Annotated in this window: 13 protein-coding genes, 1 pseudogene and 1 riboswitch; of the genes and pseudogenes, 5 read left to right on the forward strand and 9 right to left on the reverse strand. The window is 75.8% G+C overall.

All coding sequences use genetic code 11. The features are described 5' to 3' along the window. Positions 1-15 precede the first annotated feature (15 nt). Complete coding sequence (locus K7640_RS18490) at positions 16-1,170, reverse strand: zinc-dependent alcohol dehydrogenase (RefSeq protein ID WP_222956115.1); 1,155 nt, start codon at positions 1,168-1,170, stop codon at positions 16-18. Further along, positions 1,167-1,598, reverse strand: a complete 432-nt coding sequence (locus tag K7640_RS18495; RefSeq protein ID WP_255609413.1) for a hypothetical protein — start codon at positions 1,596-1,598, stop codon at positions 1,167-1,169. The genes K7640_RS18490 and K7640_RS18495 overlap by 4 nt, the downstream gene beginning before the upstream one ends. Before the next feature lie 132 nt (positions 1,599-1,730). Between K7640_RS18495 and K7640_RS18500 the strand changes: the two genes are divergently transcribed. After that, positions 1,731-4,508: a LuxR C-terminal-related transcriptional regulator gene (locus K7640_RS18500; protein WP_374198103.1), complete on the forward strand. Its 2,778-nt coding sequence runs from the start codon at positions 1,731-1,733 to the stop codon at positions 4,506-4,508. A 41-nt stretch (positions 4,509-4,549) separates the two neighbouring features. On the opposite strand, the gene K7640_RS18505 is transcribed toward K7640_RS18500, so the two are convergent. Further along, positions 4,550-5,098 (reverse strand): DsbA family protein, encoded by a 549-nt coding sequence (locus tag K7640_RS18505; RefSeq protein ID WP_222956118.1) that lies wholly within the window; start codon positions 5,096-5,098, stop codon positions 4,550-4,552. A gap of 11 nt (positions 5,099-5,109) precedes the next feature. Beyond that, a pseudogene (locus K7640_RS18510) lies at positions 5,110-5,565 on the reverse strand (BON domain-containing protein); the annotation flags it as partial. 276 nt (positions 5,566-5,841) lie between these two features. Between K7640_RS18510 and K7640_RS18515 the strand changes: the two are divergent. Beyond that, positions 5,842-8,589 carry a cellulose binding domain-containing protein gene (locus K7640_RS18515; protein ID WP_222956120.1) on the forward strand — a complete coding sequence of 916 codons (2,748 nt, stop codon included), beginning with the start codon at positions 5,842-5,844 and terminating at the stop codon, positions 8,587-8,589. A 105-nt stretch (positions 8,590-8,694) separates the two neighbouring features. On the opposite strand, the gene K7640_RS18520 is transcribed toward K7640_RS18515, so the two are convergent. Further along, positions 8,695-9,102: a hypothetical protein gene (locus K7640_RS18520; RefSeq protein ID WP_222956121.1), complete on the reverse strand. Its 408-nt coding sequence runs from the start codon at positions 9,100-9,102 to the stop codon at positions 8,695-8,697. Positions 9,103-9,521: 419 nt separating this feature from the next. Here K7640_RS18520 and K7640_RS18525 point away from each other — a divergent pair, with 419 nt between their 5' ends. Both K7640_RS18525 and K7640_RS18530 read left to right on the forward strand, forming a co-directional pair. Next, on the forward strand, positions 9,522-9,881 hold the full coding sequence (locus K7640_RS18525) for an STAS domain-containing protein (RefSeq protein WP_222956122.1): 360 nt from the start codon (positions 9,522-9,524) through the stop codon (positions 9,879-9,881). Between the two features lie 157 nt (positions 9,882-10,038). Next, a complete protein-coding gene (locus K7640_RS18530) occupies positions 10,039-10,509 on the forward strand; it encodes an SRPBCC family protein (RefSeq protein ID WP_222956123.1) in 471 nt (156 codons plus the stop codon). A 66-nt stretch (positions 10,510-10,575) separates the two neighbouring features. Here the strand turns inward: K7640_RS18530 and K7640_RS18535 are convergent, their stop codons facing one another. The 3 genes from K7640_RS18535 to K7640_RS18545 all read right to left on the reverse strand — a co-directional run bounded on the left by K7640_RS18535 (position 10,576) and on the right by K7640_RS18545 (position 15,214). Then, on the reverse strand, positions 10,576-11,664 hold the full coding sequence (locus tag K7640_RS18535; protein ID WP_222956124.1) for a hypothetical protein: 1,089 nt from the start codon (positions 11,662-11,664) through the stop codon (positions 10,576-10,578). 4 nt (positions 11,665-11,668) lie between these two features. Further along, a riboswitch (cyclic di-AMP (ydaO/yuaA leader) is annotated at positions 11,669-11,800 on the reverse strand. 283 nt (positions 11,801-12,083) lie between these two features. After that, entirely contained in the window at positions 12,084-14,195 is a 2,112-nt protein-coding gene (locus K7640_RS18540; RefSeq protein WP_222956125.1) for an AAA family ATPase, read from the reverse strand. Between the two features lie 50 nt (positions 14,196-14,245). Then, entirely contained in the window at positions 14,246-15,214 is a 969-nt protein-coding gene (locus tag K7640_RS18545; RefSeq protein WP_222956126.1) for an alpha/beta fold hydrolase, read from the reverse strand. A gap of 151 nt (positions 15,215-15,365) precedes the next feature. Between K7640_RS18545 and K7640_RS18550 the strand changes: the two genes are divergently transcribed. Next, positions 15,366-16,043, forward strand: a complete 678-nt coding sequence (locus tag K7640_RS18550; RefSeq protein ID WP_222956127.1) for a carbonic anhydrase — start codon at positions 15,366-15,368, stop codon at positions 16,041-16,043. 1,043 nt (positions 16,044-17,086) lie between these two features. On the opposite strand, the gene K7640_RS18555 is transcribed toward K7640_RS18550, so the two are convergent. After that, on the reverse strand, positions 17,087-17,416 hold the full coding sequence (locus tag K7640_RS18555) for a hypothetical protein (RefSeq protein ID WP_222956128.1): 330 nt from the start codon (positions 17,414-17,416) through the stop codon (positions 17,087-17,089). Positions 17,417-17,573 lie beyond the last annotated feature (157 nt).

The following is a 17,573-nucleotide window of genomic DNA, read 5'->3' on the forward strand; positions in this document are numbered from 1 at the left end:
GCCGCCCCGCACCGGTCAGGGCGCGAAGACGGTACGGACGCAGCCGTCGGCCCGGTCCCGGAACAGCGCGTACCCGCCCGGGCCCTGCTCCAGCGGCAGCCGGTGGGTGGCCAGGTGCTCGGTGGCGAGCTGGTCGCGGGCCATCATGTTCAGCAGCCGCGGGATGTAGCGCTGGCCGTGCTGCCGGGCGCCGTGCAGGGTGAGCCCCTTCTGCATCACCGCGCCGAGCGGGAAGGTGTCGACGAAGCCGGCGAATGTGCCCAGCACCACCACGGTGCCGCCCTTGCGGCAGGCGTGCACCGCCTCGCGCACCGCGATCGGCCGCTCGGCCCGGCCGACGCCGAACCGGTCGGCCAGCGAGCGGCCCGGCTCCGCGTCGGCGCCGACCGCCTCCACGCACACGTCCGGCCCTCGACCGCCACTGCGTTCCCGCAGCTCGGCCGGGACGTCGGTGTGCTCGAAGTGCAACGTCTCGGCGCCGGCGTGCCGCTCGGCCATGTCCAGCCGTTCGGGGTGCCGGTCGATGACGATCACCCGGTCCGCGCCGCGCAGCCGGGCCGCCTGCGCGGTGAGCTGGCCGACCGCGCCGGCGCCCCACACCGCCACCACGTCGCCGGGGCGCACCCCGCCCAGCTCGGCGCCCATCCAGCCGGACGGGGCGGCGTCCGAGGCGAACACCGCCCGGTCGTCGCTGAGCGGCTCGGGCACCCGGAACGCGCCGGTGTCGGCGTACGGGACCCGGGCGTACTCGGCGTGGCTGCCGGCGAAGCCGCCCAGGGCGGCCGGGTGCCCGAAGCAGCCGCCGGTGGGCTGGCCCCAGGCCGCCTCGGCGCGGTCCGCCGCGGCGCTGCCGTTGTCGCAGCTGGCGTAGAGGCCCTGCCGGCAGTACCAGCAGGCGCCGCAGGCCACCGCCGCGCAGACCACCACCCGGTCACCCGGGCGGTGCCCGCGTACGTCCGGGCCGACCTCGACCACCTCGCCGAGGAACTCGTGGCCGAGCACGTCCCCGGCGGTGAGGAAGGGGGTACGGCCGGACAGCAGCGGCAGGTCGGCCCCGCAGGTGGCGCTGCGCCGCACCCGGACGATCATGTCCCCGGCGTTGCGCAGCTCCGGGTCGGGCACCTGGCGTACCGCCAACTCCCCGGCGCCCTCCCAGCACAGCGCCCTCATCCGGGCACCGCCGGGCGGTCCAGCCGGGACCGGTCGGCGCGCAGCACCTCGCCGGTCTCCACGTACTGCTTGGCCTGGCGCAGCGTCTCCCGGATCAGCCGCCCGGGATCGTCGCCGACCAGGTGCGCCGCCATCCCGGGCAGCGCCGCCCGGCCGGCGAGCTGCCGCGCGGCCAGCTCGGTGCCGCGCCCGCCGGGCGCCGGGCGCAGGTACAGCTCCACCGCCCCGTCGAGGCGGCGCAGCGGCTCCGGCCACCGGCCCTGCGGCAGCACCTGCTCCGGCGGGCGGTCGACGGTCACCACCTGCCAGCGGGCGGGTCGCGGGTCGGGGCCGGTCGCGGGCCGGCGTCGCCGGGGTACGCGCAACGCCCGTGCCACGCCGGCGGCCGCGGTGACCAGCACCGTCCCACCGTGGGCCAGCCGTCCCATCCGTACCACCTGTCCCTCCGCGCGTCCCGGGACGGTCCCGGGGACGGCGGGCGGCCGGTCACGCGCGGCCGGTCGCCCGCGTACCTCCCCATGGTCGGCCGGGGGTGGGTGAAGCGGGCTCGCCCTGAAGGGGTGAACCGGGCCGGGCCGGGTAACCGCCCGCCGGAGCGGGGGTGCGAGCGTCGGTGGGGAGGCCGGATGCCCGACGAGCTGAGCCGGGCGGTGGCGGAGCGGGCGCCGGCCGGGCCGCCGTTGCTGGCGTCCCGGCTGACGCCGGCGGCGCTGCCCGAACCGGTCGTGCTCCGGCCGCGCCTGCTGGCCCGGCTGGACGAGGGGACGGCCGGCCCGGTCACCGTGGTGTCCGCGCCCGCCGGCTGGGGCAAGACCACGCTGCTCGCGTCCTGGGCCCGGGCCGGGGACCGCGCGCCGGCCTGGGTGTCGGTGGAGCGGGGCGACACCGGCGAACGGCTCTGGGCGTACGTCGCGGCGGCGCTGCGGGCGGTGGTCGGCGCGGCGGGCGACGCCGCCCCGGTGCCGGACCGGCCACCCCGCCCGGACCAGCTCGAACTGCTGGCCGCCGCGCTGGCCGCCCGGGAGCGGCCGGTGCTGCTGGTCCTCGACGACCTGGACCGGATCACCGCACCGGCGGCGCTGGCCGGGCTGGAGTTCCTGCTGCGCCACGCCGAGCAGCGGCTGCGCCTGGTGGCCGGGGCGCGCACCGACCTGGCACTGCCGCTGCACCGGTGGCGGCTGGCCGGTGAGCTGACCGAACTCGGGCCGGCCGAGTTGGCCTTCACCGACGACGAGGTGGCCGACCTGCTGACCGCCCACGCGGCGCCGGTGCCGGCGGCGGCGGTGCGCCGGCTGCGGGAACGCACCGGCGGGTGGGCGGCCGGGCTGCGGCTGGCCGCGCTGGCCGCGCGGGGGCAGCCGGACCCGGGCCGCCGGGTGGAGCAGTTCGCCGGGGACCAGCCGGAGGTCGCCGGCTACCTGCGGGAGGAGGTGCTCGCCGGGTGGGACGCGGGCGCCCGGGAGCTGCTGGCGCGTACCGCGGTCGCCGACGCCGTCTGCGCGGACCTGGCCGACGCGCTCGCCGGCCGGGGGGACTCGGGGCCGGTGCTGGCCGCCCTGGCCCGCGACGGTGGTTTCCTGCGCTCCGACGACAGCAGCCCGCCCTGGTACCGGTGCCACCCGCTGCTGGCCGACCTGTTCCGGGCCGAGCTGGGCCGGCTCCCCGCCGCCGAGCTGCGGGCGCTGCACCGGCGGGCGGCCGGCTGGTACGCCGGGAACGGCCGCCCGGCGGAGGCGCTGCGGCACGCCCTGTCCGCCGGGAGCTGGGACACCGCCACCGAGCTGTTCATCGACCGCTGGCCCGACCTCGCCCCGTACGACGGGGACGTCCCGGCCGGGCCGGCCCCGGCCGCGCCCCCGGCGGAGGCGGTCCGCCGGGACCCGGAGCTGGCGCTGGCGGTGGCCGCCGAGCGGGCGTACGCCGGTGATCCGGCGACCGCCGCGGACCGGCTGCGCGGGGCGGTGGCGGCGGCCGGCTCGCTGGCCGCGCCGCGCCGCGACCGGTTCCGCCGGCTGGCCACCGCGCTGGAGCTCACCCTGGCCCGGGCGGCCGGCGACCACGCCGAGGTACGCGCGGCGGCCGGCCGGCTGCTCGGCACCCGGCCCGGGGCCGGGCCGGACGGCGACCCGCGCTCGGCGCGGGGTGAGGACGCCGACGTGCGGGCGGTGGCCGGCACGGCGCTCGGCCTGACCGCGCTGGACGAGGGGAACCTGGCGGGCGCCGCGTCCGCGTTCGCCGACGCGCTGGCCGCCGCCCGGACGGCGGGCCGGCAGCGCACCGAGCTGGTCGCCGGCAGCCGGATGGCCCTGCTCGCCGCGGTCCGGGGCGAGCTGCGGGCGGCGGAGCGGGCCGCCCGGGAGGCGCTCGCCCTGCCGCCGTGCCGGGGCTGGGCCTGCCGGACCGACTGCGCCCACGCCCACCTGGCGCTGGCGGTGGTCGCGCTGCACCGGGACCAGCCGGCGGAGGCGGTCGCCCGGTTGGCCGTCACCGGGCCGGCGGAGCAGGAGCCGGTGGTGGCGGCGCTCGCCGCGCTGTGCCGGGCCCGGTTGCGTCGCGACGCGGGCGACCCGGTGGCCGCGCACCGGCTGCTGGTGGCGGCCCGGGAGCGCCTGGCCGCCCGGCCGGCGGCCCGCGAGGTGGCGCACTGGCTGCTCGCCGCCCAGGCCGACCTGGACAGCGCGCGGGGTGACCCGGACGCCGCCCGGGCCCGGCTGGCCGACCGGGTACCCGATCCGGACGGCCCGGCCGGGGCGCTGGCGGTCGCGCTGGCCCGGGCGGAGCTGCGCGCCGGTGATCCCGGCGCGGCCGGGCACGCCCTGCCCGACTGGGACGGACCGGACGCGGCCGACTGGCCGCTGCCGGTACGCCTCGACGCCGGCCTGCTGGACGCGGTGCTGGCCCGGCGGGGCGGCGACGAGCGGCGGGCCGGGCGGACCCTGGAGCGGGTGCTGGAGCTGGCCGAGCCGGAGGGCTTCCGCCGGCTCTTCACCCGCGCCGACGAGGAGGTGCGGGACCTGCTCGCCGCGCACCTGGACTCGGGCACCGCGCACTGGTCGACGGTGAGCGAACTGGTCCGCACCGCCGACGAGCACAGCGTCGACGAGCCCACCGCCCGGGAGCGGCCCGGGACCGGCGACGTGCTGGACGAGCCGCTCACCGAGCGGGAGCTGACCATCCTGCGCTACCTGCAGAGCATCCTGTCCAACGTGGAGATCGCGGCCGAGCTGTCGCTGTCGGTCAACACGGTGAAGACCCACGTCCGCAACATCTACCGGAAGCTGGACGCCACCCGCCGGCGGGAGGCGGTCCGGCGGGCGCGGGAGCTGCGGCTGATCTGACGCCGCCCCGGCCCCGGTGCGATCCGGGCCGGGGTCGCGGGTCAGGCGCCGGCCGCGGCGTCCACGGCGGCGAGCAGCTCGGCCAGGTCGTACCCGCCGTCGTGCCGGACGTCGTTGACGAACAGGGTCGGGGCGGCGTTCACGCCGCTGCGGATGCCGCCGACGAAGTCCCCTCGGACCCGGTCGGCGTACGCCTGCCCGGCCACCTCGGCGGCGAGTTCGTCGGCCGGCAGGCCGAGCTGCTGCACGCCGAGCGCCAGGTGCACCGGGTCCAGCTGGTCCTGGTGCTCGAAGAGCCAGTCGTGCATCGGCCAGAACCGGTCCCGCCGGCCGGCCGCCTCGGCCATCTCGGCGGCGTTCTCCGCGTACGGGTGCACGTTGGCGATCGGGAAGTGGCGGTACACCAGGCGCACCGTGTCGGCCCGCTGGCGCAGCAGCTCCGCCAGGTTCGGGTACGCGGCCCCGCAGTACCGGCACTGGAAGTCGCCGTACTCGACGACGGTGACCGGGGCGTCGACCGGCCCCCGGACGTGGTCGTGCTCGCCGACCGGGGTCCGCAGCTTCGCGGTCACCTGCAACGGGGTGGTCATCGGACGGTTCCCGGCCGGACGGCGATGCCGTTGGTCACCCCGCGTACGCCGGTCAGCCGGCCCACCGTCCGCTCGGCGGTGCGCCGCTCGTACTCCCAGTCGACGTCGCCGCGCATGGTCACCCAGCCGGCGGCGACGGTCACCGCGATCCGCTCGACCGGCACGAAGGCGTCCCATTCCAGGGCCCGCTCGACGGCGGCGGCGAGGTCGGCGTCGGTGCGCTCGGCCGCCGGGTTCAGCCGTACGGTGAGGTCGTTTGCCACCGCGCGGACCCGGGCGACCCGGTGCGCCGCCTGCTCGGCCGCCCACTTCTTGGCGTAGCTGTCCACCCAGCCGGTCAGCGTGACGATGCCCGCGTCGACGGTCACCCCGATCTCGTGCGGGGCGACCCGGGCCTCCCAGGTCAGCTCGTCGAGCACGTCGGTCTGGATGTCCTGGTCGGTGCGCGTCACGGAGCTGGTGGCCATCGGTGGCTCCCTTCCGGATCCGGTTCGCCGCCGATCGTGCCGCCGGGTGGGGTGAGGCGCCGTCACCCGCCGGGGGTGAAACCCGGCTTTGGGAGCGCTTCCATTGGTGTCGATGAAGCGGTTAAGGTGAGTGCGCTCGGCTGCGGGAGCCAGCACGCCGGTCGGGAGCCTGGGCAGCTCCCCCCCGCCACGTCGCCGTTCGGCGCGGTCGCCCTCGACCGCCCGCCGCGTCGCTCCCGTCCCCGTCACCCGGGCAACCCCGAGAGGAAACCGCAGATGCGGAGAGGTCTCGCCGGCGCGGTCACGTCCGCGCTGGCCGCCGCGGCGGCCGTCGTCGCCGTGCAGGTCACCGTAGCGCCCACCACCCCGGCCGCCGCGGCGGCCGCCGAGTCGTACACCTGGCGCAACGTCCGGGTCGACGGCGGCGGATTCGTCCCCGGCATCGTGTTCAACCCGACCGAGAAAAACCTGATCTACGCGCGGACCGACATCGGCGGCGCGTACCGCTGGGAGCAGGCCAGCCAGTCGTGGACCCCGCTGCTGGACTGGGTCGGCCCCGACCGGTTCGGCTGGAACGGCGTGGTCAGCCTCGCCACCGACCCGGTGCAGACCAACCGGGTGTACGCCGCCGTCGGCATGTACACCAACAGCTGGGACCCGAACAACGGCGCGATCCTGCGCTCCACCGACAAGGGCGCCACCTGGCAGGCCACCGAGCTGCCGTTCAAGAACGGCGGGAACATGCCCGGCCGGGGCATGGGGGAGCGGCTCGCCGTCGACCCCAACCGCAACAGCGTCCTGTACTACGGAGCCGAGGGCGGCAACGGCCTGTGGCGCAGCACCGACTATGGGGTGACCTGGGCAAAGGTCGGCAACTTCCCGAACGTAGGCAACTACCGGGCCGACCCCAGCGACCCGAACGGCTACAACGGGCAGAACCAGGGCCTGACCTGGGTCAGCTTCGACAAGAGCACGGGCACGGCCGGCACCGCCACCCGGACGATCTACGTCGGCGTGGCGGACAAGGCCAACCCGGTCTACCGGAGCACCGACGCGGGCGCCACCTGGGAGCGGATCCCCGGCGCGCCCACCGGCTACCTGGCGCACAAGGGTGTGGTGGACCCGGTCGGCGGGTTCCTCTACCTCGCCACCAGCGACACCGGCGGCCCGTACGACGGCGGCAAGGGCGACGTGTGGAAGTTCAACCGGGCCACCGGGGCGTGGACCCAGATCAGCCCGATCCCGTCGTCCCGCTCGGACGCCTTCTTCGGCTACTCGGGGCTGACCATCGACCGGCAGCGCCCCGGCACGCTCATGGTGGCCAGCCAGGTGTCCTGGTGGCCGGACGCGATGTTCTGGCGCAGCACCGACGGGGGCGCCAGCTGGACCCGGATCTGGGACTGGACGAGCTATCCGGAACGCAGCTTCCGCTACACCATGGACATCAGCTCGGTCCCGTGGCTCACCTTCGGCAACGCCAACCCGAGCCCGCCGGACGTCTCGCCCAAGCTGGGCTGGATGACCGAGTCGATGGAGATCGACCCGCACGACAGCAACCGGATGATGTACGGCACCGGCGCCACCATCTACGGCAGCACCGACCTGACCAGGTGGGACACCGGCGCGAAGGTCACCATCCGGCCGATGGTCAAGGGCCTGGAGGAGACGGCCGTGCTCGACCTGATCAGCCCGCCGTCCGGCGCCCCGCTGATCAGCGGGCTGGGCGACATCGGCGGCTTCCGGCACACCGACCTGACCGCGGTGCCGTCCGCGATGTTCACCCAGCCGGTCTTCACGAACACGACCAGCCTGGACTACGCCGAGACCCGGCCCGCGACCATGGTGCGGGCGGGCAACTTCACCGACTCCGACCGGCCGAACGACAGCCACGTCGCGTTCTCCACCGACGGTGGGGCGAACTGGTTCCAGGGCACCGAACCGGCCGGGGTGAACGAGGGCGGGACGGTCGCCGCCGCCGCCGACGGCAGCCAGTTCGTCTGGGCTCCCGGCGACGCCGGCCGGCAGGTGGTCCGCTCGGTCGGCTTCGGCAACTCGTGGACGGCGGCCACCGGTATCCCGGCCAACGCCACCGTCGAGTCCGACCGGGTCAACCCGAACAAGTTCTACGGTTTCCGCGACGGGCGGTTCTACGTCAGCACCAACGGGGGCGCGAGCTTCGCCGCCACCGCGGCGACCGGCCTGCCCACCATCGGCGTCAAGTTCAAGGCGGTGCCCGGCCGGGAGGGTGACATCTGGCTGGCCGGCGAGGGCGGCCTCTGGCACTCCACCGACTCCGGCGCGAGCTTCGCACGGGTGGGCGCGGTGACCACGGCCGTCAACATCGGCTTCGGCAAGGCGGCCCCCGGCCGCACGTACCCGGCGCTGTTCACGATCGGCACGGTCGACGGCCGGCACGGCGTCTACCGCTCGGACGACGCCGGGGCGAGCTGGGTGCGGATCAACGACGACCAGCACCAGTACGGCAACGCGGGCGAGGCGATCACCGGCGACCCCCGGGTGTACGGGCGGGTCTACCTGGGCACCAACGGCCGGGGCATCCTGGTCGCCGACCCGGCCGGCGGCACCTCGCCGTCGCCCACCACGTCGCCGTCGCCCACCGTCTCCCCGACCACCTCGCCGTCGCCGACCGCGTCGCCCACCACCTCGCCGTCACCGACCGCCACGCCGACCGGCGGGCCGACCACTCCGGTCCCGGCGGGGGGCTGCACGGCGACGTACCAGATCACCCAGTCGTGGGACGGCGGGTTCCAGGGCGAGGTGACGGTGCGCAACAACGGCGGCTCGTCGACCAGCAGCTGGTCGGTGACGTGGAACTACGCGAACGGCCAGCAGATCAGCCAGCTCTGGGGTGGCAGTTACACCCAGACCGGCGCCTCCGTGGTGGTGCGGGACGCCGGCTGGAACGGCACCCTGGCCCCGGGTGGCACCACCACCTTCGGCTTCCTGGCCAGCTGGCGCGGCACCAACTCGGTGCCCAACCTCACCTGCACCTCCGCCCGTTAGGGCGGGTGTCGGAGCCCCGGTCCGCCACGGGCGGGGGCTCCGACACCGGCCCCCGGACCGTGGCCGCCCCTCGCGCGGGCGGCCACACCGCAGCGAGCGTCCGGGTCAGCCCTCGGTGCCGACGGGGGAGTCGGGCCGGTCCACGTCCACGAACTCGATCTCGTCGACCTCGCGCCCGTCCCGGCTGCCGACCGCGCGGGCCGCGGTCCCGGCGGCCCAGCCGACCGCCGCGCCGACCAGCGCGGCGCTGATCAGCAGCGCCCAGGGCAGGGCCGGGCGTCGGCCGGCCAGGGCGTCGAAGGCCAGCAGCGCGCGGCGGCGGGCCTCCTCGGCCGCGGACCCGACCAGGTCCCCGGCCCCGTCGGCCAGGTCCAGTCCGTTGCGGCGGGCGGAGCGGGCGGTGCCCCGCACGCTGTCGCCGGCCGAGCCGACGGCGGCCGACAGGTGCGTCCACGCCTGGTCGGCGATCCGCTCGGGCTTGCTGCGGCGGTCCAGCACGTTGTTTGCGAACACGGGTTACCTCCTCGGGGTGCCGAAGTCGGCCGGCCACTTCGGACCTCGACCTCTTCATCCGCGCGTCACGGTGCGCTCCCTCCGGCAGTGCCCACGAACCGCGCCGCGCAAACCACCGCCGGTGGGCGGCGAGGGCCGGCGGCAACCTCGGGGAAATCCCGGATGCGCAGGTGGGACGCGCCGGGCAGACTGGGTGCGCCGGCCGGTGGGCCGCAACCGTTACCCTGTTCGGCGGATCGGGCGACCCGCCCGATCGTTGGACAGAGGAACGAAAAATCCCGAACCGGGGTGCCGTGGTGTCCCGGTCCGCGAATTTGCTCATCCCCGAGGGGTGGCGACCGAGACCGTCGGAGGAATACTCTCGGTCGCGGCCCGCGTACTGATGAGGCGCCCCGAGCGGGGCGGGTGGAGGTGCTCGCGTGAGCCTGTCGATCGTGAAGTCGGTTCTGTCGGGTGGTGTGGTCGAGATCGCTCCGCGGGGCGAGATCGACGTGGACACCGCGTACGAGGTGCGCGAGGCGATCGCCGAGGTGCTCGCGAAGGGCCGGCCGACCCGGATCGAGCTCAACATGCGGCTGGTCAGCTTCATCGACTCCGTCGGCATCAGCGCCATGGTCGCCGGCTTCCAGACCGCCGAGGTCAGCGGCGTCAAGCTGGTCGTCACCCAGCCGAGCCGGTTCGTGCACCGGCAGCTCTGGGTCACCGGTCTGCTCGGCCTCTTCGGCGCGCCCGAGCCCTACTTCGCCGCCGCCACGCCCGAGGCCCCGCTCGGCGCCTGAGCCCTCGCCGGGCCACCCCCGCCGGGCCACCCCCGCCGGGCCACCCGGTCGCCCCGCCGAGGGTCCCCGTTCGCCCCCCGATGACCAGGGTCGTTGGACCGTTGCCAGGACGCCGGTCGGTGGGCGAGGATCGGGCGACCTACCAGTAGGGGGACGGGTGCTCACGCACGACACGTTCAGCTACAGCGTCCAGGCTCGCTGCACCGCGGCCGACGCCGTGGCGCTGCTGAGCGACCTGACGCGGCAGGGGGAGCTGCATCCCCTGATCGTCCGGGTCCGCGAGCTGCCGCCGCGCCCGGGCGCCCGGGCCAGCTACGCGATCACCGACCGGCTGGCCGTCGGGCCGTTGCACTTCCCGGTCACCTACCAGGCCGACGTCCTGGTCGCCACCGAGGACGAGATCGTGACGGTGGCCCGGCAGCAGCCGGCGACCACCGTACGCAACCACACCCGGCTGCGCCGGGAGGCCGACGGCGTGCTCCGGGTCGACGTGGAGATCACCCTGTCGGCGCCCGCGCCGCTGTTCGCGTACGCCTTCCGGCAGGCCCGTTCGGCGCACCTGGCGCTGGCCAGCCGGCTCGGCGAGGTGCTGGACCGCGACGCCGGCCCCGCCCCGACCGGGGGCTGACCGGGCCCGGGTGGCGACGACACGGCCCGGCGACCCACGCGGGTCACCGGGCCGGGGCCGGTCGGCTCAGTAGACCGACAGGTGCACGTGGTTGGTGTGGTCGCTGGACGGGTCGCCGCCCGCCCCGCTGTACGACTTCCACCCGCTGCTGGGCAGCCAGATCTCCCGGTACCAGATCACGTAGAGCACGGCGAGCCGGTCGGCGTTGCGGATGAAGTACGCGGCCAGGTTGTTGCCGTACGTCTTGTCCCCGCCGGTGGCGTCCCCACCGAAGCCGCCCTTCTGCGCGGCGAAGTCGCAGGCCCGGCCCTTGGGGTGCTCACCGGAGCCGCCGCTGCGATGGCAGGAGACGTACCGGGTGAAGCCGGCGGCCTTGGCCTGTTGGAGGGCGTGCAGGGTGCGCGGGGTGATGCAGCCGTCGGCCGGGGTCGGGTCGTCCACGCTGCACGACTCGGACGGCCAGGAGCCGTCGGAGTTGCGCGGCGCCGGCTTCGCGTTGGCGGTCGAGGTGCCGCCGCTGCCGCTGCCGCCCGCGCTGGCGCTGGTGCTGCGCTGGGTGGCCGCGCGCCGGGCCTCGGCCGCCGCGACCTCCAGCGCCTTCTCGGCCTGCTCCTTGCGCTTGGCCATCACCAGCACCTGCTTGCGCTGCTCGACGATCTCGCCGTCCAGCGCGGTCTTGGTGCGGGTGGCCTGGTCGCGGGTCTCCAGCAGGCCGCGCACGGCCCGGTCCTCGTTGGCGGCCACCTGGCCCAGCGCGGCGGCCCGGTCCATGAAGTTCTCCGGGTCGCGGCTGCTCAGCAGCGCCGCCGCGGTGCCGAAGCGGCCGGTCCGGTACGCCACCACGGCGATCTCGCCGACCTTGGCGTCCCGGACGCCCAGCTCACCCTCGATGGTCTTGAGCTGGGTGGCCAGCTCCTGCTGGCGCTTGGTGGACCGGGCCAGCGCGGTGCGGGCGTCGAGCCAGCCCTTGCTGGCGGCGTCGAGCTGGTCGCGCAGTTTGGCGGTGCCACCCTCGTGGTCGGTGTCGGGCGCCTTGGCGAGCGGCGCGGCGGACGCCGCCCCGGCCGGCACGGCGCCGACGCCCAGGGCGAGGGTCACCACCATCAGGGCCGCCAACCGGGCGGCGGTTCGTCTCACGGGGCCAACTACTGGCATGCACATGTCCTTCCGTCAGCCGCCGGCCGGGTTAGCTGACGGGTTCGGGACGGAAGATCCCTACCGCTGACGCGGATGCACCCCACGAACATGGTTCCCCGGCTCGCCGCGGGCGGCGATTAGGCGGCGGCCACCGCAGGCGCCGGCGGGCGCCGCTCGGCGGAGGCCGCGGTCGAGCCTACCGGCGGGTCATCGGGGCCGCCCCGGGCCGCTCCCACCAACGGCTGGGGCAAGAGTTGCAAATGGTGCATATGGTCACGGTACCGGGAAAGAATTAAGGCTGTGCTAATTGCCACTCGATCGGCCGGCCGCGATTCGCTAACCCTCCGCAGTCGACGCACCTCAGGCTGTCCCCACATCCGGCAGGTCGGCCTGTCCAGGCCGTCGGGAGAGGCCGACTCGTCGGGCGGGTGGCCCGCTCAGTCCGGGTCGAGGACGGTCAGCCGCTGGGTGGCCCGGGAGAGCGCGACATACAGGGTGCGCACCCCGGACGGCTCGGACCGGATCTCGCTCGGCGCGACCAGCACCACGCCGTCGTACTCCATGCCCTTGGCCTGAAGGCTGTTCACCACCTGCAACCGCCGGTCGGTCAGCCCGGCGAGCCAACCGGCGACCTCGTCCCGGCGCGGCACCGGCGCGATCACGCCCACCGTGCCCTCCACCTCGCCCAGCAGCGCGCCGGTGGCCTCGACCACGGCCGCCGGCAACTGCGCCGCCGGCACCACCCGCTGCACCGGGTCGACCCCGGTGGAACGCACCGCGGTGGGCAGCGCCAGGTCCGGGTGCAGCCGGCGGATCTCCGCCGCCGCCACCGCGAAGATCTCCGCCGAGTTGCGGTAGTTGGTGGTGAGCGTGAAGCGGTGCCGGCGCCGCCGGCCCAGCGCCTGGTCGCGGGCCCGGTCCAGCTCCTGCGGGTCGCCCGCCCAAGCGGTCTGGGCGGGGTCGCCGACCACCGTCCAGGAGGCCAGCCGGCCCCGCCGGCCGATCATGCGCCACTGCATCGGCGAGACGTCCTGCGCCTCGTCGACCACCACGTGCGCGTAGTCGCGGTAGTCCTCCGGGCGCTCCCGCGCCGCCTCGCGGGCGGCTCGCTGCCGGTCGGCGAAGGTGCTCAGCTCCCGGACCCCGCCGGCCAGCTGGAACGGGTCCCGCCTCGCCCGCTTCGGCAGCACCGGCTTGCCCAGCAGCGCGTCCAGCTCGTCGAGCAGCGCCACGTCGGCCACGGTCGGCCCCTGCCGGTCCAGCGCCCGGTACGCCTCGACCAGCAGTTCCGTCTCCGCGCGGGACAGGATCCCGCCGGCGTAGCGGCGCAGCCGGTCCGGACGGGCCAGCCAGCCCAGCACGTGCCGCGGGAGCAGCCGCGGCCACCAGCCCTTCAGGAACTCCCGGAACTCCGGCCGCTCGATGATCTCGTCCTCGAACACCGGCTGCTCCGGCAGGCGCCCCCCGGCCAGCCGGCGGGCCTGCGCCCAGAGCGCGGCCAGCACGGCGTCGAAGGCGGCCCGGCGGACCTCGTTGCGCCGCGCCCCCCGGGACAGCGTCCGGTCCCGGATGGCGTCCAGCTCGCGGCGCTCCAGCCGCAGCAGCTCACCCCGGTGCAGCAGGCGCAGCTCGCCCGGGCTGTCCGGCACCGCGTCCCGGACCGCCCGCTCCAGCACCCGGCGCATCCGCAGCGAGCCCTTCACCGCCGCCACCTCCGGCGGGTCGGTGCGGGTCGCGGTCAGGCCGGGGAAGAGGGTGCCCAGCGAGCGCAGGGTGGCGGTCTCCTCGCCCAGCGAGGGCAGCACCGAGGCGATGTACTCGACGAACACCGTGGACGGCCCGACCACCAGGATGCCGCCGCCGGCGTACCGGCTGCGGTCGGAATAGAGCAGGTACGCCGCCCGGTGCAGGGCCACCGCCGTCTTGCCGGTGCCCGGCCCGCCGGAGACGATCGTCACCCCGGAACCGGGGGAGCGGATCGCCTCGTCCTGCTCGCGCTGGATGGTGGCGACGATGTCCCGCATCCCCCGGCCGGTGGCCCGGGACAGGGTGGCCAGCAGGGCGCCGTCGCCGACCACGGCCAGCTCCGCCGGCGCGGCGGCCGGGTCGAGCAGGTCGTCCTCGATCCGGGTCACCTTCTCGCCGCTGGACTGGATGGTGCGCCGCCGCACCACGCCCTGCGGATCGGCCGGGGTGGCCTGGTAGAACGCCGCGGCGGCGGGAGCCCGCCAGTCCACCACCAGCGTCTCGGCGTTCTCGTCGCGGATGCCGAGCCGGCCCACGTGCAGCACCCGCCGGTCCCGCAGGTCGAGCCGGCCGAAGACCAGCCCCTCGTGCTCGGCGTCCAGCGCGTGCCGCCGCTGGGCGGCGTGAAAGACCATCGCGTCCCGCTCGACCAGGGCGCCGAAGTTGCCGACCCGGGCCAGCCGGTAGCCGTCCCGCTCGGCCAGGACGGCGGAGCGCCGCAGCTCGGCCAGGCGGGCGTACACCCGGTCGAGATGCCGCTGCTCGACGGCGATCTCCTGCGCCAGGGTGGTCTGGTCGGTCAACGTACGTGCTCCTCCGGACGGTCGCGGGCGGCACGGGGCCGCGCGCCAGGTCAACCGGACGAGGGTACGGCATGCCGGGGGGTGGCTCCGGACGCGGCGGCGCGGCGGGCGGGACGCCGTCGGTCGGCGAGCACCTGCCCGAGCACCCCGTGCAGGGCGGCGTTGACCTCGGCGGGCCGCTCCATCATCAGCATGTGCCCGGCGCCGGGGCAGACGGTCAGCTCGGTGGTGGGCAGCGCGGCCGCGATCGACCGGGCGCACGGCGGCGGGGTGAGCCGGTCCCGGTCGCCGACCAGCGCGGCGGCCGGCAGCCGGCCCAGCTCGGCCAGGGTGTCCAGCCGGTGGTGGGCGCCGATGGACGGGCGGAACCCGCCGATCGAGCGCAGCGAGGCGCGGGCCACCGCCGAGGTGACCAGGCGGATGTCGGCCGGGTCGCAGCGGTCGCCGAAGAGCACCCACCGGATGCTGGGGCGCAGGGCGCGCAGCAGGGCCTGCGGCGGTCGCCAGGTGCCGCAGCGGGCCAGCACCCCCGCCCCGGTGGTCTCGGCCAACCGGATCAGCCGGGTGATCCGCGGCGACAGCCCATACGCGGTGTGGGTGTGCCCCTCGGCGGTGGTGGAGACGAAGAGCAGGCCGGCGATCCGGGCGGCGAAGTGCGCCCGGTGCCGGTGCGCGTACTCCATGATCGTCATGCCGCCGAGCGAGTGCCCGGCCAGCACCACCCGGCTGGCCGGCGCCACCGCGTCCAGCACCGCGGCCAGGTCGTCGCCGAGCTGGGCCAGGGTCGCCGCCGGCAGCGCCATGCAGCTGGACCGGCCGTGCCCGCGGGCGTCGTAGGTGACCACCCGCACCCGGTCGCCGTACCGGTCGCGCAGCTCGGCGACCTGCCGGTGCCAGCTGCGCCCGTCCAGCGTCCAGCCGTGCAGCAGCAACACGGTGACCGGGGCGTCCGGCGGGCCGGACGTCTCGACGTGCAGCCGTACGCCGTCGGGGAGTCGGAGCTCCGTCTGGTCCGGCATCGCCACCTCCCCAGGGCCGCCCGGAAGTCGTCGCCACCGGGATACCCGGCGGTAACACACCGGCTACCCGCCATGACAACACGGTAAAAGCGTCGGTGAGAAGATTCCCGATTGCGCACCTGCGGTCACGCCGATGACCAGGCTTGGTGGCATGGTCCCGACCACGTCACCGCCGCCGGCCGGCGGCGCCCCGGCCGCCCCCGGCCGGCCCGGCCCGGGCCCCCGGCGGACGGCCGCGGGCGGCACGCCCCGCGCCGCGCTGGCCGAGCTGCTCAGCGGCAACCGCCGCTTCGTCAGCGGCCAGCCGGTGCACGGGCACGACGTCACCGCCGCCGCGGCCACCGCCTCCGGCGACCAGCAGCCGTACGCGGTGCTGCTGGGCTGCATCGACTCGCGGGTGCCGCTGGAGGCGATCTTCGACCAGACCTTCGGCTCGATCTGCGTGATCCGCACCGGCGGCCACGTGCTGGACCGGGCGGTGTGCGGGTCGATCGAGTACGTGGTGGGTGAACTGGGCGTGCCACTGGTGATGGTGCTCGGGCACGAGCGGTGCGGCGCGGTCGGCTCGGCGGTCGAGGCGCTGCGCACCGGCCGGCGGCCGGGCGGCTCGCTGGCGTACCTGGTGGAGGAGATCGCCCCGGCGGTGGCCGAGGTCGACGTGACCGATCCGTACGCCCAGCCGCTGGCGATCCGCCGGCACGTCCGGCGGACGGTGGACGCGCTGCGGCAGGACGACCTGCTGGCCGGCCCGGTCGCCGCCGGCACGGTGGCCGTGGTCGGCGCGATGTACGACCTGGCCACCGGCGAGGTCACCCTGATCGAACAGTGACGCCGGCCGTCCGGGCGCTGGTGCCGGCTGCCGGCTGCCGGCGGGCCGGGGGTTCGGCGCGACGGCGGCGGCTTGGCCGCTGCTGGCGCTCGCGGCGTGGCTTGGTCGGCCGGCGTGGCCTGGTCGGTCAGCGAGGCCTGGTCGTTGAGGCTTGGTCGGTCGGCGAGGCTTGGTCGGTCAGGGAGGCTTGGTCGGTCAGGGAGGCTTGGTCGGTCAGGGAGGCTTGGTCGGTCGGCGAGGCTTGGTCGGTCGGCGAGGCCTGGTCGGTAGCCCGGTTCGGCTGTCGGCGCGGGCTGGTCGCAGAGGTCCGGGCGTGCCGTTGCCCGGGCCGGGAGGGTGCGTTTCGCGCCCTACCAACTTGATGTCGTGAACGAATCATTCGGCGGCTCGGTTGCGCCGGTTTGCGGCAATGAGTGGGGTCGGTGATTCGTTTGTGAGGTCAAGTTGGTAGGGCGCGGATGGGATGCCGCCGGCTCCCCTCCAGCGCGCCCCGGCCGGCCGGCTCCGGTCCAGTGCCGTTGGCCGCAGCTGGCCCGCCCCGGCGGCGGCGGGCGCGCCGGCTCCGGTCCAGCGCGCCCCTGGCGGCAGCTGGCCGGCGCCAGGTCAGCGAGCACCAGATCGGAGTGCCGAGCAGCGGACCGGAGTGCCGAGCAGCGGACCGGAGTGCCGAGCAGCGGACCGGAGTGCCGAGCAGCGGACCGGAGTGCCGAGCAGCGGACCGGAGTGCCGAGCAGCGGACCGGAGTGCCGAGCAGCGGACCGGAGCGCCGAGCAGCGGACCGGAGCGCCGAATTCACCGGGATGGGCCACAGGTGGGGCAGGGCCAGGTCGTCGGCGGCCCGCAGGCAAGGGGCAACGCCGCCGTGGGCGGAAAGCAGCACGTCCGCAGGCAGGAATCAGCACGGGCCCGCAGGCAGGAAGCAGCAGCGCAGGCAGGAAGCAGCGCCGCCCGGAGGTAGGAAGCAGCGCCCCGGCGGGCGGAAAGCAGCACCGCCCGCCGGGGTGACCCCCGACGGGCGGTGCGTGGTGTCGCTGGTGGGGCGCTCAGCCCTCGAAGACGCCGGCCTCGACGAGGCGCTTCTCGGTGGCGTCCCAGCCGTCGCCCGGGTAGGCGGCGTTGAGGGTGTTGAGCTCGGCCCGGATCTTGGCGGCGTGGCCGGCCCCGGCCAGCACCCGGATCTCCTCGACGAAGGCCTCGGAGTCGGTGCGCAGGTGCGCGGTCTTGCCGTTGGTCAGGTTGCGCACGTAGGCGTGCTTGCCGCCGTTGAGCGGGATGAGGTACTTGAACTCGCCCAGCACGCTGAGTGCGCCACCCTGGCCAGCCTGGCCGGCCCGGACTGACGCGCGCGCGGTCTTAGAGGTGTTGCTCGCCACGGAGGTACTCCTTGCAGACGTACGGGAGGACGGAAACGTCCGGGGGCTGTTGCGGACCCGGCGAGAACCTCGGCCCGCGAAGATGTGCGGCGGCACAACCCGCCGACTGAACTGTACACGACCACGACACCCGGCTGGTCATCGTGCCCGTCCGGGT

The organism is Micromonospora sp. PLK6-60 (assembly GCF_019890675.1).
Taxonomy (GTDB): domain Bacteria; phylum Actinomycetota; class Actinomycetes; order Mycobacteriales; family Micromonosporaceae; genus Micromonospora.